The sequence below is a fragment of the Lacinutrix sp. Bg11-31 genome (genome assembly GCF_002831665.1).
Lineage (GTDB): Bacteria > Bacteroidota > Bacteroidia > Flavobacteriales > Flavobacteriaceae > Lacinutrix.
Genome location: NZ_CP025118.1, coordinates 3,148,924 through 3,165,625, shown reverse-complemented (window position 1 = coordinate 3,165,625; position 16,702 = coordinate 3,148,924). Strand labels below are relative to the sequence as shown.

Genomic DNA, 16,702 nt, shown 5'->3' with positions numbered 1-16,702 from the left:
AATATTAGTTGGGTTGGTTTAGGTAAATATAAAATTAAATAATGAAAATTTATTTCTCATTACTCAAAATACTAGCAACCGCTTGCTTATACTTAACAGGGTTACCTGCTTTTTTAATGGCTTTATATGCTTTTTGAGGATTAGAAAACGACTGAGAAAAGAATTCCCAAAAGCCTAACATTTTCATTTTTATAGGTGTTGGGCCAGATAAGTATTCGTCGTATTGCTGGTAAATAGTATCGTGGAATTCACTAAAAATCTCCCAACGGTTTTTAGGATATTCCGTTGTGTTATTTTTAATCATGCTTGGTAAAAAAGGATCTGCAATTAATCCTCGACCAATCATAAAATGATCGATAGTTGGAAAACGTGCTTCCATTTTTTTAAAAGCGTCTACACTAGTAATATCTCCATTATAATATAACTTGTGTTTTGTACTTGCTACGCAACGCTCGAAAGCCTCTAAATCTACAGGGCCTTTATATAATTGCTTACCAATTCTAGCATGAATAGCAATGTTTTTAAGCGGATAACTATCCAGAATAGGAAAGGTGTCTAGAATCTCCCCAGCGTGTTCGTATCCCATTCTCATTTTCATGGATACTGTAATATCACTTTCGTTATGTGCTTTTTTTAAAATAGCATCAATTTTAGCTGGATTACAAATTAATCCAGAACCCATTCCAGATTTTGTAACCATAGGATAAGGGCAACCTAAATTCCAGTTTAACTCTTTATAACCTAAACTTTGCACGTATTTTACAACAAACAGAAACTCATCGGCATCATTTGTCATTACTTGTGGAATAACATTTAATGTCGTGTTATTTTCTGGCTGTAAATCTAATTGATAAGATTGCTTAATTTTTAATTTACCATTTAATCTAATATAAGGTGCGTAAAACGTATCGATACCACCAAAATAATGGTGAAATGCGTTACGAAACCTGAAATCTGTAAAGCCTTGTAAAGGTGAAGAAAGTAATGTAATTGCCATCTAAAAGTTTAGTTAGGCAAATATAGTTTAAAATGTAGATTTTAATACAGAACTAATTATAGCAAAAGCTTATTGATTCTTTGTATATAAAAAAATGAGTTAGCTCATTAAACTAACTCATTTCTAGCTTTTTTATAAATTAATTGTCTTTTAAAAGTTTATTTTGAAAAACTTGTAAACCTTTTCCAGGTTCTAAAGGATGACCTAGTACTATCAAAGCACGTTCTAAAGCACCTAATACAGCCATAAGATCGTTTGCAGAAACCGAACCCATATGGCCAACTCTAAAATAAGTAGCTTTTATCTCTGGCAATAATCCTCCTGCAATAATAACATCGGCTTCAATCATTTTAGCGCTTAATAAAGCGCCATCTATATCTTTTGGATAATAAACTGCAGATAAGGTATTGGCTGCTAATGCAGTCGATTTTGGTAATATTTCAAGGTTTAAAGAAGCTATTGCAGCTCTAAAAGCCTTTGCTAAATCTTGATGCCTTTTTACACGTTTGTCAATGCCTTCTTTACAAATAATTTTCAAACTCGTTTCTAATGCTACAATTAAATTAACTGCTGGAGTTCCAAAATACGACGGTCTTCTTTCTTCGTAAGCCTTCATTATTGGCAGCCAATTACTCCAGTCTGCATAATAATTAGGTACAGGCGTTTTTCTATTTTTCCAAACTTTCATTGCTTTTTCCGATGCCATTAAAAGCGCAAGACCTGGTGGAACACCAATAGCTTTTTGAGAGGCCGTTAATACAATATCTAGTTCCCATTCGTCTTGGTTTATTACTTCACCAGCAACAGAGCATACGCCATCTAAAATACTTATCGTATTGTATTTTTTTGCTAATTGCGCTATCGGTTTTGGATCTACTAAAATCCCTGTAGAAGTATCCACATGTGTAATAGTTAACGCTTTATATTGTTTCGATTTTAGTTCTTTCTCTATAGTTTCAAGACTTACAACCTCACCAATTGGCGCTTCTAAAATAGTTGTATTTGCTCCATAACGCTCTAAAATATCGTTAAAACGTTTGCCAAAATATCCTGATGAAATTACCAATACATTATCTTCTTGTTCTATAAGATTGGCTGCTGCCATATCCATAGCCAGCGTGCCAGTACCTGCAACAATAAACGGTTGTCCTTTTGGAGATTTCCATACTGTTCTCATAAGCTCTAAGCTGTTACCAAAAACTTCTATGAAATTGGGAGCTACATGACTAGTAGTTGCTATGCTCATTGCGTGTAATACGTCTGGTTCAAATTCAATAGGACCAGGAATCATTAATAGCTTTCTTCCTTTCATTTGTTTTTTATTTTAGTTAGCTAAGCTGCCCTTTTTTGTAAGTGTGCTTTTAAAATTAAAAAGGCAACACGCAAACATGTTGCCTTTTTATAATATATAATAAAATATTATTTATCTAAAGCAAGCTCTCTTATTGGTGTTTTTATTTTAGCTTCAAACTGATTAGAAGTATTGTTTTCTCCTCCAGCTTTTAAAGCTTTATCTCCAGCAAAGAATGATTTATGATCATCTCCAAGATCTGAACCTGCCATTCTTTGGTGTTTAACACAAGACACTCCTTTTCTAATTTCCTGTCTTTGCACTCCTTTTACGTAAGCTAACATGCCTTCGTCTCCAAAATAACCTTCGGTTAAATCATGCATATGTAATGCAGTTGTGTGGTATGTTGGCAATGTTATTAAATGGTGAAAAATACCAGCTTCTCTTGCACCATCCTTTTGGAACGTTTTAATTTTTTCATCTGCACGAAAGCATAATTCCGATCCATCATATTCAGAATCCATTAAATTATTTCTATCGTAAGCTGTCATGTTTTCTCCTTCAGCAAGCATTTCTTCGTAAGCTTGATTACGGAAATTTAATGTCCAGTTAAAAGATGGTGAGTTGTTGTAAACCAATTTAGCATTTGGTATTACTTCTTTTACTCTGTTTACCATATTTGCAATTTGCTTTACGTTTGGTGTTGGTGTTTCTATCCATAATAAATCTGCGCCATGTTGAAGACTAGTAACACAATCTAAAACAACTCGATCTATATTAGAACCGTCTTTAAATTTATATAAACCATTTGGTAATCTTACAGGACGTACTAATTTACCATCTCTTTTTAGTAAAACATCATCTTCCTTTGCATCTGTAATCGCTATTTCTTCAGCTTCAATAAAAGCTAAATATTGAGACGCTAAATCTCCAGGCTCTTGACTAACTGGTAATTTTTGTGTTAAACCAGCGCCTTCAGAATCTGTTCTAGCAACTATAATTCCTTCATCTACTCCTAATTCTAAAAAGGCATATCTAATAGCATTTAATTTTGCTATAAAATCTTCGTGTGGCACTGTTACTTTACCATCTTGATGTCCACATTGCTTAGCATCGGATACTTGATTTTCTATCTGAATTGCACAAGCTCCAGCCTCAATCATTTTTTTAGTTAATAAATAAGTAGCTTCTTCATTACCAAAACCAGCGTCAATATCTGCTATAATTGGAACGATATGCGTTTCGAAGTTATCTATCTTATATTGTACATCTTCACCTTTTTCTAATCTCTTAAATAAATCGTTTAACTCTATTGCATCAGCCTGACGTAAAAAATCATAAATCTCGGCTATTAAACTTGGTACAGCAGTTTTTTCGTGCATAGATTGATCTGGCAATGGTCCAAATTCCGAACGTAACGCAGCAACCATCCAACCAGAAAGATATAAATACCTTTTGCTTGTAGTTTTGTGGTGCTTTTTAACAGCAATCATTTTTTGCTGAGCCACAAAACCATGCCAGCAACCTAGAGATTGTGTATAGTTAGATGCGTCTGCATCGTATGCGGCCATATCTTCTCTCATGATACCAGCAGTATATTTAGCGATATCTAAACCAGTTTTAAAACGATTTTGTGTCACCATTCTTGCCGCACTTTCTGGGCTTATTGCATTCCAAGTATTACCATATTTTGCTTTAAGGTTTCTTACTGTTTCTAGTGCAGAACTATAATTGCTTTGTGCTAAATTTTTCATAATTTTGTTTTTTACTTATTAAGATTTTTCTAGATTTTGATAATGTAGTCTCGCATACTATTCCAGTAGTTGCGAGACATTTTTTTATATATATTGGTAAGCGGGAAGCGTTAAAAACTCTTCAAATTTTTCTGATAATACTAGATTATCAAAAAGCTCTATTGCCAATTTAAATTTGGTGTTTTTAATAGCATTTTCTCCAACTTCTTTTAGTATTTTTTCTACTTCATCGTTTATTAACTCGACATATAATTCCATATTGAATTGGCGACCATCCTCAAGTGTAACTTCATTTTTTAACCATTGCCAAACTTGTGTTCGCGATATTTCTGCAGTAGCAGCATCTTCCATTAAATTGTAAAGTGCTACAGCTCCATGGCCTCTTAGCCAGGCTTCTGTATATAAAATACCAACATTAATGTTTTTTCTAATTCCTGCTTCAGAGACTGTTCCTTTAGGGATTTCTACTAAATCCTTTTCAGTTACATTAATATCGTCACGTGTTACATGTAGTTGGTTTGGTGTTGGCATGTGTTTGTTAAATTCAGACATTGCTACTTCAACCAAAGCAGGGTGCGCAACCCAAGTACCATCATGTCCATTTATCACTTCACGCTCTTTATCCTTTCTTACTTTTTCTAATGCTGAAATATTTGCATATTCGTCACCTTTAATAGGAATTTGCGCAGCCATTCCGCCAATTGCAAGAATACCTCTTTTATGACAGCGTTGTATTACTAGCTTAGAATAGGCATCCATAAAAGGAGTCGTCATCGTTACTTGATCGCGATTTGGTACCACAAAGTTTTGATGATTTCTAAATTTTTTAATGTAAGAGAAAATATAATCCCAACGACCACAATTTAAACCAACAATATGTTCTTTAAGCTCGTAGATAATTTCATCTAACTGAAAACTAGCAGTAATAGTCTCAACCAAAACAGTTGCTTTAAAAGTGCCTTGAGGTACTTTTAAATACTCTTGAGCGAATGTAAAAACTTCGTTCCACCAACGTGCTTCTAAATAATGTTCAAGCTTAGGAAGGTAAAAATATGGAGCAGTATTATTTTCTAATAAGGTTTTTGTATTATGGAAAACATACAATCCAAAATCTACTAAACTACCAGAGGTTTCTTCGTCTTTTATTAAGACATGTCTTTCGTTTAAATGTAACCCTCTAGGTCTTACCAGCAAAACCGCAGTTTCAGAATTTAATTTATAAGATTTATTCCTTTTAGCATCTGTTAAAGAAATAGTTTTGTTGTTAGCGTCTATTAAATTCTGCTGGCCTTCAATAGTGTTTTTCCAAGTTGGAGCATTACTATCTTCTAAGTCTGCCATAAACGTTTTGGCTCCAGAATTTAGAGCATTAATAATCATTTTTCTGTTAACTGGACCAGTAATTTCTACACGTCTATCTTGTAAATCATGTGGTATATTACCCGCTTTCCATTCGCCATCTCTAATGTCTTTAGTTTCACGTGGAAATTCTGGAAACTTACCTTGATCAAAAATCTTTTGTTGTTCCTCTCTTCTTGATAGTAAAGCTAAACGCTGTACATTAAACTTTTCATGAAGTGCCGTAATAAAGCTTAAAGCTTCATCTGTAAGTATTTCTGGATAGTAATTATTTACATCTCTAGAGAAAGTAATTTTAGGTAATTTTAAAAGTGTGTGTTCCATACTGTTCTAATTTATAGCACAATAGTATAACAAACTTTTTAATAAAACAAGCGAACGTTCGCTAAAAGTGTTTTTTCGCTAAAAATTAATGTTCGCCAAAAAGCTTATATTTGCTATTATGGAAGAAGACTATATAAAACTTATTTTTGGACTGAAACTAAAACAGATAAGGACTGACAGGAAATTATCCTTGTTTGGTTTGTCTAAACTTTCTGGCTTATCTAAGTCGTATTTAAATGAAATAGAAAATGGTAAAAAATATCCTAAACCAGATAAAATTGCTATTCTATCTGAAAGATTAGATGTGCCTTACGACCAAATGGTGTCTTTAAAGCTAGATAAAAACCTAGCTCCAATTGGTGATTTATTGCAGTCTAAAATTTTAAAAGAAATACCTTTAGAACTTTTTGGAATTAAAGAAAGTAAATTAATAGATATTGTTGCAAATGCACCAGTAAAAGTAAATGCATTTATTAGTACTATAATTGAAATTGCACAGCATTACAGTTTTAGTAAAGAAAGTTTTTATCTTGCTTCTGTGCGTTCTTTTCAGGAGGCTAATAATAATTATTTTGAAGACTTAGAGGTAAGTGTTTTGCATTTTGCTAAAGCATATCAGTTAAATTTAAATGAAATAATAACTTCTAAAGATTTAGAAGAGATTCTAGTTGAAGAGTATGGTTATACTATTGTAAAGGAGGAGCTTAATAAATATGAGGATTTAGATAGTTTACGTTCGGTTTTAGTTTCAAAAACTAAAACATTATTACTTAATAATAAGATAGACGAATCACAACGCACCTTTATTTACGCAAAAGAATTAGCCTATAATTTTCTAGAAACAAAAGAGCGTTTATATACTTTTCCATGGATAAAGTTTGACACTTTTGATCAGGTTTTGAATAATTTTTATGCTTCATATTTTGCAGGTGCTTTAATTATTTCTAATGAAAAAATAAAGAAGCAACTTACCGATATATTTGAAAAAAAGACTTTTAACATACCATTATTTATAAAAGCTATAGATTCTTATAATGCTTCACCAGAATCGTTTTACCAACGCTTAACTAATATTTTACCCAAAGAATTTAATATTCAAAATTTGTTCTTTTTAAGATTTACGCATAAAGCGAAAAGTAATAAATTCCACCTTAAAAAAGAACTGCATTTGTCTCACCAGCATTCGCCACATGCAAACGAAACTAATGAGCATTATTGTAGACGCTGGGTGTCTATAAAAATGCTTGAAGATATAAGTAAGAGTAAAAAAGAACATGTGTTCGATATGCAGATTTCTAATTACCAAGATGATGGCATGAAATACCTGGTGTTATCCTCTGCAACTAGAGATCCTTTTAAAGCGAATCAATATCGAAGTATAAGTGTTGGTTTACTAATTAACAAGCAATTACAACGCAAGCTCAAATTTTTATCAGACCCTAAAATTACAACTCAAAATGTAGGAGTAACCTGCCAACGTTGTATGGTTGAAAACTGTAAGGTTAGACAAGCTCCTGCAATTATTTTGGATAGAAAAGCTAAAAATCAAAAAATTAAAAACTTAGTTGAAGAATTGAACACAAAGTTCGAGTCTTAATAATTTGTTCTTTTTAGAAATGTATCAATTATTTTAGTGTTGAAAAATTAGCCGTTTTCTAAAAATTAAAAAACCATTAAGTGAAGTTTAATATGTCTAAAAAAAAGCTTCTACTAAACTCTGTTTATTAGATAAATCAATAAGCTATCAATTATATACATATATTTTATAACTTTGAATAAAATTATTGTGTATAAAGAAGAGATAAAGACAATTCTCAAAAAACATATAATTAAAGAATTAATTAACAAATAGCTTTGGTTTGAATTGGCTACTAAAAAGTATTTCCTTCATCTTTCATCCTATAATAATGCCGCTTTTAGGTGTTATTTTCTATTTCTCGAAGTCTCCTAGATTTATACCTCAAGAGGTAAAAGAAGCAAAAATTATTTCACTTACAATACTTACTATTGTACTTCCAATTCTACTTTATTATTTATTAAAAACTATAGGTAAAACAAAGTCTATTTATCTAAAAACTACCAAAGAACGCATTATTCCGTTGTCCTTAAATATTATTATATGTATTTTAATAATAATACGTGTATTGCCTTCAAATCAAATAATAGAATTGTATTTTTTCTTTATAGGCATATTAATGTCAACCATTATTTGCTTAGTATTAGCCATCTTAAAATTCAAAGCTAGTATTCACATGATAGCAATAGCAGGAGTATTTATGTTTGCTATTGGTATTTCTCTTCATTTTGGCAAAAACTTAAATGGATCTTTGGCGCTCTTTTGTTTAATTGCTGGAGCAATTGCCTCCTCAAGATTACATTTAAAAGCGCATACTAATGTCGAATTAATTTTCGGGTTCTGTATTGGGTTATTCCCACAGTTATTAGTCTTAAGCTATTGGCTATAAAATATAGAACATAAGACCAATTTTAATAGCATTTGCATCTATTACTTTATTGTCTATTTTGGCTTTATCATTAAAAATAGGGTTTAGTGCATAATACAAATAAAAATTCCAAGTATTATAACCAGCTCCCAATGTTAATCCATATTGCACATTATTAATAGCACTAATATTTTTAAGCTTAATATTTTGTGGAGAACCTTCAAATTTAGAATTATTAGCAAAGACGTAACCTAATTTAAAGCCGGAATAAATACGCCAAAACTTATAATCTGTTGCTGTAGATGTTCGCCATCTAAACTCAATAGGCATTTCTACCATATAAGTAGCAAAGTTGTTTTTAGTGAAAGTTATTTCGGAAGCATCTATAATTTGAAATTGTGCATCACCTTTAGAGTCTTCTGTAATTTGTAAGTTTTGGTTGAATGAATTAAAAGACAGACCTAATCCTATTCCAATAGCTTTGTTCCGTCTTTTATTAATTGGCATATCTTTAGTATAACCAAAGTGGAAACCTCCGGAAAAGCCACTTTGCGTCAATCCACTTGGCTTTTTACCAATAAGGTTATATGTTAGTCCAAAATAAAACTGATCTTCCTTATATAAAGAGTCTACTTCTTGAGCGCTTTTACTAAATTCTTCTTGAGAAAAAGAATATGTAGTGACAAAACAAAGACAAAAAAATAATATTATAGATTTCATGTATTTATATTTATTGTTTTCTATAGTCACATGTCGTTTGTTATTAAACATTTGTTTACAATAATAAACTTTTAACATGCTCGAATTACAAATAACAAGATACTTAAATAGGAATGTTTAAAACAAATAAAAGGCGTTTTGAATATTTCAAAACGCCTTTATATAAAATTAAGAGTATGTTTTACTAATTACTAAGTGCATCACCTTTTTTAGTAGTGTAGTTAATTTTAAGCGCATTCGTTTTACGTAATTCTTGCTTAACATCTGTTAACACTCCCATTTTTGCATCTCTATCTACTTTAAGAGAAACAGTAAGTGTTGGCACTAACTCTTCTGCTAATGCAGCACGTTCAGCAGCAATAAATGCTTGAACCTGCTCAACACTTTGCAACTTATCGTTTAATTGTATTCTATCCTCTGTACCATAAGTGTCTATATAATTTGGACTTGGTTTTCCAATATAAATATAACTTATAGGCTTCTTTTTATCTAATTTCTCAATCTGGTTTGCTTTAGGTAAACTATTTTGGATTATTAAATTATCCTCTTTAATTACAGTAGCTACCATAAAGAAAAACAGAAGCATAAATACAATATCTGGTAAAGATGCTGTTGATATTGGAGGTAAACCTCCATCTTTTTTCTTTTTAAATTTAGACATAGTGTTTATGTTAACTTGTTAATTTCTTTTTGCTTCAGCTTCAGAGAACTTTTGAGGTACAGCTTCTTTAATTGCTTCTAACTTCAATTTTAACTTATCCTTGACCTTTGCTTCTGTACTTGGATCTAAATACATTTCGTTAGCTTGAACAAAATTCATTTGAGCATTAGGATAATCCTTTACAAACTCACGATTTCTAATATCGTTATACGCTGCTAAAATTTCATTTTGCACAGCTATATACGTTTTGTATTCAGTAAGTCTATCGTTTGCTAAAGAAATAACTGCTTTGATTAGATTATCTGAAGAGGCTTTATCACCAGCTCCTTTACATCTTGCGCAAGCATCTTTTCCTTCTCCACCTCCATTATCAAGAAACTTCACAGTTGCAACTCTTAAATCTTCAAGTGCAACAATTTCTGAATCTCCTCCAGAGGTTAATAAAATATCATTGTTACTATTTAAAGTAAGTGCAAATATATTCTTCTCCTTAATAACAACAGCTTCTTGTTCTGTATCATCCCAAGGTGGTAACTTTCTACTTAAACCAGAATCTGTTGCTATATCTGTTGTTACTAGAAAGAAAATAAGTAATAAGAAGGCAATGTCAGCCATAGAGCCTGCATTAACTTCTGGTGCTGATCTTTTTGCCATAATTATTTAATTAATTTTTTAACTCCTGAAAATACCATTGCTAAAATTGCAACCACACTTAATATATAAAAGGATACTAAACCACCTCCTACAAATCTTGATTCTCCTTCTGTAGCAAAAACATCATCGTAAGCATATACTTTACCCATTACTGGCCATTCTTTACCTACTAAAGGATCTCCTCCAGAAACTAAGTAACCTATAATTAATACAGCTACAAAAGCACCTGCTCCTATTAAAGTGTTTTTAATGTTTCCTCCGCCTGTAAACAGGTTTTTAAATACGAAGAATACTACTAATGCTAGTGTTATAGCTAATACTATGTATGCTACCGAAGACATTGTCTCAAACAAAACGCCATTACCTGAAGAAATAATAGCTTTCGCTTCCTCTTCACCTTTCATTATAATACGTGCAAGTCCAATAATACCTACTAAACTTAGTACTGCTACAACTATTTTTAAAATCTTATGCATAATCTTATGTTTTTAAAATTAGTTAATAGCTTATTTTTTATATTTCGATAACATATCCATTAATGTGATAGAAGAATCTTCCATATCATTTACAATACTATCAATTTTTGCTACAATGTAGTTATAAAAAACTTGTAATATAATTGCTACAACAAGACCAAATACAGTTGTTAGTAAGGCTACTTTAATACCACCTGCTACTAACGTTGCATCCATTCCACCTGCAGACTGAATTTTATCGAAGGCTTGAATCATACCTATTACTGTACCCATAAACCCAAGCATTGGTGCTAATGAGATAAATAATGAAATCCAAGATACGTTTTTCTCTAATTGTCCCATTTGAACTCCACCGTAAGCTACAACAGCTTTTTCAGCAGATTCTAAGCTATCGTCAGCTCTATCTAAACCTTGATAGAATATAGATGCCACAGGACCTTTTGTGTTTCTACAAACTTCTTTTGCTGCCTCAATACCACCTGACTGTAGTGCATCTTCAACATTTTGAGTTAATTTCTTCGTATTTGTAGACGATAAGTTTAAAAAGATAATTCTTTCAATAGCAATTGCTAATCCTAGAATTAAACATAATAATACAATACCCATAAAACCTGGACCACCTTCAATAAAACGTTTTTTAAGTTCTTGGTGGAACGTTAATTCTTCTGCTGCATCATCAGTTGCTGCTGCATCTTGAGTAGTTGCAACAGTCGTAGCAATAGTTGCTGCGTTCGTAGTTGCATTAGCTGTGCCAAATGTCATTAAAAATACTATGGCTAGGATAGAAAATAATCTTTTCATGTTTGTGATCTTAATTTTATTAATTAGTTAAAGTGTTAAAGATATAAAAAAAAAGGAAGTAAAAAATAAAATATTAACAGTGCTTTTATAAATTTCTTACTTAAGCACTACTTTATTTAATTAGTTTTCCGGTTTCAAATTAAACGAAAAAAAAGTTAAGGCTCAAATTTTCGTCGTTAATTTTAAGTCATTTCTCCTCTTAAAGCTGTTTCATATATGGTTTTGAACAAGTTAGGTGCAATGTTTTGTCCTAACAAATACATTAGTTTACTTACTGCTGCTTCGGTTGTAATGTCTTTTCCAGAAATTACACCTATTTTTTTTAGTTTTTCACTAGTTTCATATTGTCCCATCATTACACTACCTCCAGAACATTGTGTAATATTAATAATATGTATTCCTTTTTTTATGTTTTCTTTTAATAAGGAAATAAACCAATCTTCTGTTGTACAATTTCCTGCACCATAAGTTTCAATAATAACACCTTTTAAGTTAGGTGTATTAAAAATACTACTCAATAATTGTTCCGAAATGCCTGGAAACAATTTTATTAATGCAATATTTTTATCTAAATTCTTATGAACTAACAAGTTTTTTCTAGCATTAGGCTTAAATAACGCATCATTATTTATTTTTAAATGCACACCAGATTCTGCTAAATCCGGATAATTTAAACTAGCAAAAGCTTCAAAATGTTCTGCATTTATTTTTGTAGTCCTATTTGCTCTGTATAATTTATATTCAAAATACAAACACACTTCTTTAATTATTGGCTTACTATAATGTTGTAATGAAGCCACTTGAATAGAGGTTATTAAATTTTCTTTGGCATCTGTACGCAAATCTCCAATTGGCAATTGTGAGCCTGTAAATATTACTGGTTTTGCTAAATGCTCAAGCATAAAGCTTAATGCAGATGCTGTATAACTCATAGTATCACTACCATGTAACACTACAAAACCATCAAAAGAATCGTAATTATTTTCTATAACCTCAGCTATCTCTACCCAATATTTAGGTTCCATATTACTTGAGTCTATTGGAATATCAAAAGAGAAGGTTTCAATATTACAATCTAAAAGCTTAAGCTCTGGAATACGAACCAATAAATTATCGAAATCGAAAGCACGTAAAGCTCCTGTTTCTGGATCTTTAATCATACCAATAGTTCCACCAGTATATATAAGGAGTATGTTTGGGATTGTTTTTGTCAAGTGCTTCGCGTTTATTGATGAGTTATTGGTTGTTTAGTTGTTACTAAACACCAAAAACGGCTTTAGAATTATCTGTTGTAATATCGGCAATTTTTTCTTCGGAAGTATTATAGATTCCGGAAAGCTTCTCCACTACCTTTAATATGTAGCTACTTTCATTTCGCTTTCCGCGGAAAGGCTTAGGTGCCAAATAAGGAGAGTCGGTTTCCAAAACAATATGCTTTAAATCTATTTCATTTAAAAACTGATCTATTTTACCATTTTTAAAAGTCGCTACACCACCAATTCCTAGTTTCATATTATAGGAAATCGCTTGATGTGCTTGTTCTAATGTTCCAGTAAAACAATGAAAAATCCCATATAGGTCTTCGCTTTTTTCTTCTTCTAAAATTTCGAAAATTTCATCGAATGCTTCACGACAATGTATTACTATAGGTAGTTTATGTTGTTTTGCTAATTGTATTTGGTATCTAAAAGCGTCTTGCTGTATTGCTAAGGTGCTTTTATCCCAATATAAATCTATACCTATTTCTCCAACGGCATAGAACTTATGTTTGTCTAACATTTCTACAACATGTGCCAACTCCTCCTTATAATTATCTTTTACATGTGTAGGGTGTAAACCCATCATTAAAAAAACATTTTCAGGATAGTCTTTTTCTAATTGCAGCATAGATGCTGTATATGTAGAGTCTATTGCAGGAATAAATAGTCTAGAAACTTTAGCTTCTAATGTGCGTTGCATCATTTCTGCTCTATCTTCATCGAATGCTTCGCTATATAAATGTGTATGTGTATCTGTAATAATCATGTGGTAAAAATAAAAAAGTCATCGGTTTAATGATGACTTTTGCTATTCTATTTTTTTTTAGTGTTCTCGATACAAAATTCTAAAAAAGAATTTCACTCGAACTGACATTAGCTTAGTTTATTAATAAGCAAATATTACTCTAATTTATCTAACAACTTTTGAGCCTCTTTATAATCGTCTGCTTCTTCCGAAACTTGTTTTAAAAGAACAATTGTAGCGTCTATGTTTTTTTGCTTCAATCTACTTAAAGCTGAATACCACAATGCTCTATCTTTATAAGCAGATGTGCCATTTATTAATTTATTTAACTCTGCATCTGCTATTTTAAAATTATCTAACTCGATATTTGTAATGGCGTAGTATAATTGTAACTCGCTATTATCTGGATCGTTTTCAAGCACCGTTTTTAATAATGCATTTGCCTTTTCGTACTCTTTATTATTAAAAGCTTTTGTTGCTTGAATTAAATCTTTAACGCTTCCTTCTCCTCTAACAGTCGTCATAGGTTCGTGAGTATTAAAATCTGAATACGTTGGTGTTGAAAATTGGTTAAAAGCAAAGATCCCTATAAAGAGAACAACACTTGCAGCCATGGCCAATTTTGCATATCTAAACACTTTAGATTTCTTTGGTGCTTCAGCAATTGTCTCAGCTTTATTAAAATGAGTGTTTGATATATTTTCTAAATTCTTTTTAAAAGCATCAGTTTTAGCTTCATTTTCAAATTTATTTTCTAAAAAAATTGAAAGCTCTTTGTAAGTGTTGAAACTATTTTTAAATGCTGAATCGTTTTCGAGTCTATTTTCGAAATCTAGGGTGTCTTCCGCAGATAATTCTTCATTTATATAGCTATCGAATAAAATATAATCCTGTTCTTCCATATCAATTAATAATTAAGTTGATTAAATTTTGGCGACTCTTGAACCAACTTTGTTAATTGCCCAATGCATAAAGACTTCTTTTTCCTAGCATAAGCATAACTTACACCCAAACTTGCAGCAACTTCTTCCATAGATTTTATTTTAAAGGTTGCTTTTATTAAATCTTTACACGCTGTGCCTAATTTTTGAAACATCTCGTTAAACAAGGCTTGTTTCTCACCAAATAACGCTGTTTCAAAGGCTAGTTCTTGTGCGTCGTCATCTATAGATAAAACGTCTTCGTTAATTGTTACCTCTTTATGCTTGTTTTTTTTGAGTGCGTTTAACCACTTACGTTTACAGAGTAAAAAAAAGTAAGCATCGAAAGGGCATGTAAGCTGTAATCCTTTTTCTTTTGCTTGATTATATATAGTGACTATGGTTTCTTGTATAACGTCTTGCGCTTGGTCTGCGTCTCCACTATTTTGTTTTATATAGTTTACCACTTTAGGCACAAACTTATTGTAAATGGCTTGTATAATAAATGAGTTATTATTTAGTAAGCCTTCTACATACTTTTGATCTTCGTGAATTTTTTTTTCACTCATAAGCCCTTGTTTATAGGTTAGTTTCCTACGAATTTAAAAAAACTTTAGAAATTAAGGGTAACAATTTTTAAATGCTTTTGATATAAGGTTGTAAAAGGCAAAACGCCAATAATACTTAAACAAAATTATTAAACAATAAACATTTAGAAATTATGAACTTTTCAAAGAAAAATCACGAACACGCAATCAACAATAAAATTGGCGTGAGTAAAAATTCAATTTTAATTATCGCAACAGTAGTATTAAGTTTTTTAAACGTCAACGCTACAAATTTAGAAATGAACTTAAACACTAAAACAGGTGTAGAAATTGCAAAAGACGAAATAGTAGAAATTTTCGATTGGACAGTAAAAACAACAACAGGAGATTTTTCTGGAACTGCAGCAACTTTATTCGATGCTAAAAGAAGAGCTAATATGGTTGGGCAAGGTGCTGTAGTATTAGAGCAGAAAATTACAAACTATTTTGTATTAAAAAGCGAAATGCAATCTAAATCTAACAGAATGTATTTCTGGGAAGTAAAAAGCGAAAGAGGTTATGCTAAAGGTTTTAGTTATAATGAATTCTCTGCTAAAAAGATGATGCACTTAGTAACAAAAGGAGACATAGTGTCTTACATAATAATAGAAAACAAAAAATAATTATATAAACTGGGTAACAAAACTGTTACCTTATTTATATAAAGATGTATAACAATTAAAACAATAGAAATTATGAAAAATTCAAAAACAGTATTTGCAAGTTTATTTATTACAACACTATCTTTATTTACAAGTTGTGATCCTAGTGAAGATGTGGATATGGAATCGCAAGCTAAAACACCACCAACCGCATCAGAATTTCAAAGCGTAAAAAATCTAGCTTTAGCCAACCACAAACAAACGTTTCAGTTTGATGGAAGTGATGGAAATATTACATTAACATCAGAAAATGGAGTTCAAATAAATATAAATACTAATTGTTTAACTCTAAATGGAAATGCTGTAACAGGAACTATAGATTTAGAATATGTAGAGTTATTCGAAAAAGGAAGCATGTTGTCTACAAACAAACCTACAATGGGAGAAATGCCAAATGGAGACAAAGCCTTATTAATTTCTGGTGGTGAATTTTTTGTAGAAGCAACACAAAATGGTGTAGCACTTGGCACAAACTGTAATTATCAATTAGTTGTACCTGGAAGTTTAACTGGAGGAACAGATCCTGCAATGACACTTTGGGAAGGAGAAATTGCAGAAGACGATACTTTAACTTGGGATGAAGTGGACGATGCCACAGGACAAGGCGGAGTATTTGCAGAAGGAGCAGATTATTACTCTATTTTAGATGGGTTTGGATGGAGTAACATAGACCGTTTTTATAGCGATCCAAGACCAAAAACACAAATTAAAGTACAAGCACCAGTTGGTTATAATTACGAGAATAGTGCTGTCTATTTATCTTACGATGGTGAAGATAGTGGCTTAGCACAATTAGATACTTACGATGGAACACTTAACTTATTTAGTGAACATTATGGACAAATACCAATTGGTTTAGAATGTCATTTAATATTTGTTAGTGTTGAAGATGGAGATTGGAAATATGCTATCAAACCAGTAACTATTGTAGATAACGATATTATTACTTTCACCTTAGGTGAAACTACAAATGGAACTGAAGCTGCTTTAACTGCATTAATTAATGCGCTACCATAACTATTGATTCCTACTTACAAAGAGGCTGTTG

17 protein-coding genes are annotated in these 16,702 nt (G+C 31.5%); 4 read left to right on the top strand and 13 right to left on the bottom strand.

The window, feature by feature from the left end:
• Nucleotides 1-49: 49 nt before the first annotated feature.
• The 4 genes from CW733_RS14220 to aceB form a co-directional block, all read right to left on the bottom strand.
• Nucleotides 50-997: a tRNA-dihydrouridine synthase gene (locus CW733_RS14220; protein ID WP_100997836.1), complete on the bottom strand. Its 948-nt coding sequence runs from the start codon at nucleotides 995-997 to the stop codon at nucleotides 50-52.
• Between the two features lie 139 nt (nucleotides 998-1,136).
• Nucleotides 1,137-2,309 carry an alanine--glyoxylate aminotransferase family protein gene (locus CW733_RS14215; protein ID WP_100997834.1) on the bottom strand — a complete coding sequence of 391 codons (1,173 nt, stop codon included), beginning with the start codon at nucleotides 2,307-2,309 and terminating at the stop codon, nucleotides 1,137-1,139.
• A 107-nt stretch (nucleotides 2,310-2,416) separates the two neighbouring features.
• Nucleotides 2,417-4,042 carry an isocitrate lyase gene (locus CW733_RS14210; protein ID WP_100997832.1) on the bottom strand — a complete coding sequence of 542 codons (1,626 nt, stop codon included), beginning with the start codon at nucleotides 4,040-4,042 and terminating at the stop codon, nucleotides 2,417-2,419.
• An 84-nt stretch (nucleotides 4,043-4,126) separates the two neighbouring features.
• Nucleotides 4,127-5,725: a malate synthase A gene (aceB, locus tag CW733_RS14205; protein ID WP_100997830.1), complete on the bottom strand. Its 1,599-nt coding sequence runs from the start codon at nucleotides 5,723-5,725 to the stop codon at nucleotides 4,127-4,129.
• A gap of 118 nt (nucleotides 5,726-5,843) precedes the next feature.
• Here aceB and CW733_RS14200 point away from each other — a divergent pair, with 118 nt between their 5' ends.
• Both CW733_RS14200 and CW733_RS14195 read left to right on the top strand, forming a co-directional pair.
• Complete coding sequence (locus CW733_RS14200) at nucleotides 5,844-7,322, top strand: helix-turn-helix domain-containing protein (RefSeq protein WP_100998857.1); 1,479 nt, start codon at nucleotides 5,844-5,846, stop codon at nucleotides 7,320-7,322.
• A gap of 262 nt (nucleotides 7,323-7,584) precedes the next feature.
• Nucleotides 7,585-8,190 (top strand): hypothetical protein, encoded by a 606-nt coding sequence (locus CW733_RS14195; RefSeq protein WP_100997828.1) that lies wholly within the window; start codon nucleotides 7,585-7,587, stop codon nucleotides 8,188-8,190.
• Here the strand turns inward: CW733_RS14195 and CW733_RS14190 are convergent.
• The 9 genes from CW733_RS14190 to CW733_RS14150 form a co-directional block, all read right to left on the bottom strand.
• Nucleotides 8,185-8,889 (bottom strand): porin family protein, encoded by a 705-nt coding sequence (locus CW733_RS14190; protein ID WP_100998855.1) that lies wholly within the window; start codon nucleotides 8,887-8,889, stop codon nucleotides 8,185-8,187. The two genes, CW733_RS14195 and CW733_RS14190, sit on opposite strands and share 6 nt — an antisense overlap.
• A gap of 184 nt (nucleotides 8,890-9,073) precedes the next feature.
• Nucleotides 9,074-9,550: a biopolymer transporter ExbD gene (locus CW733_RS14185; RefSeq protein WP_100997826.1), complete on the bottom strand. Its 477-nt coding sequence runs from the start codon at nucleotides 9,548-9,550 to the stop codon at nucleotides 9,074-9,076.
• An 18-nt stretch (nucleotides 9,551-9,568) separates the two neighbouring features.
• Nucleotides 9,569-10,204, bottom strand: a complete 636-nt coding sequence (locus CW733_RS14180) for a biopolymer transporter ExbD (RefSeq protein WP_100997824.1) — start codon at nucleotides 10,202-10,204, stop codon at nucleotides 9,569-9,571.
• A 2-nt stretch (nucleotides 10,205-10,206) separates the two neighbouring features.
• Nucleotides 10,207-10,680 (bottom strand): hypothetical protein, encoded by a 474-nt coding sequence (locus CW733_RS14175; RefSeq protein WP_100997822.1) that lies wholly within the window; start codon nucleotides 10,678-10,680, stop codon nucleotides 10,207-10,209.
• 30 nt (nucleotides 10,681-10,710) lie between these two features.
• The gene (locus CW733_RS14170; protein WP_100997820.1) at nucleotides 10,711-11,481 is read right to left on the bottom strand and encodes a MotA/TolQ/ExbB proton channel family protein; all 771 of its coding nucleotides are present in this window, start codon (nucleotides 11,479-11,481) and stop codon (nucleotides 10,711-10,713) included.
• Nucleotides 11,482-11,663: 182 nt separating this feature from the next.
• Nucleotides 11,664-12,695 (bottom strand): asparaginase, encoded by a 1,032-nt coding sequence (locus CW733_RS14165; protein WP_100997818.1) that lies wholly within the window; start codon nucleotides 12,693-12,695, stop codon nucleotides 11,664-11,666.
• A 43-nt stretch (nucleotides 12,696-12,738) separates the two neighbouring features.
• The gene (locus CW733_RS14160) at nucleotides 12,739-13,506 is read right to left on the bottom strand and encodes a TatD family hydrolase (RefSeq protein ID WP_100997816.1); all 768 of its coding nucleotides are present in this window, start codon (nucleotides 13,504-13,506) and stop codon (nucleotides 12,739-12,741) included.
• Between the two features lie 134 nt (nucleotides 13,507-13,640).
• Nucleotides 13,641-14,387: a tol-pal system YbgF family protein gene (locus tag CW733_RS14155; protein ID WP_100997814.1), complete on the bottom strand. Its 747-nt coding sequence runs from the start codon at nucleotides 14,385-14,387 to the stop codon at nucleotides 13,641-13,643.
• 5 nt (nucleotides 14,388-14,392) lie between these two features.
• Nucleotides 14,393-14,974 carry an RNA polymerase sigma factor gene (locus CW733_RS14150; protein ID WP_100997812.1) on the bottom strand — a complete coding sequence of 194 codons (582 nt, stop codon included), beginning with the start codon at nucleotides 14,972-14,974 and terminating at the stop codon, nucleotides 14,393-14,395.
• A 152-nt stretch (nucleotides 14,975-15,126) separates the two neighbouring features.
• On the opposite strand from CW733_RS14150, the gene CW733_RS14145 reads away from it, so the two are divergent.
• The gene (locus CW733_RS14145; RefSeq protein WP_100997810.1) at nucleotides 15,127-15,615 is read left to right on the top strand and encodes a hypothetical protein; all 489 of its coding nucleotides are present in this window, start codon (nucleotides 15,127-15,129) and stop codon (nucleotides 15,613-15,615) included.
• A gap of 72 nt (nucleotides 15,616-15,687) precedes the next feature.
• A complete protein-coding gene (locus CW733_RS14140) occupies nucleotides 15,688-16,671 on the top strand; it encodes a hypothetical protein (RefSeq protein ID WP_100997808.1) in 984 nt (327 codons plus the stop codon).
• The last annotated feature ends 31 nt before the right edge of the window (nucleotides 16,672-16,702 follow it).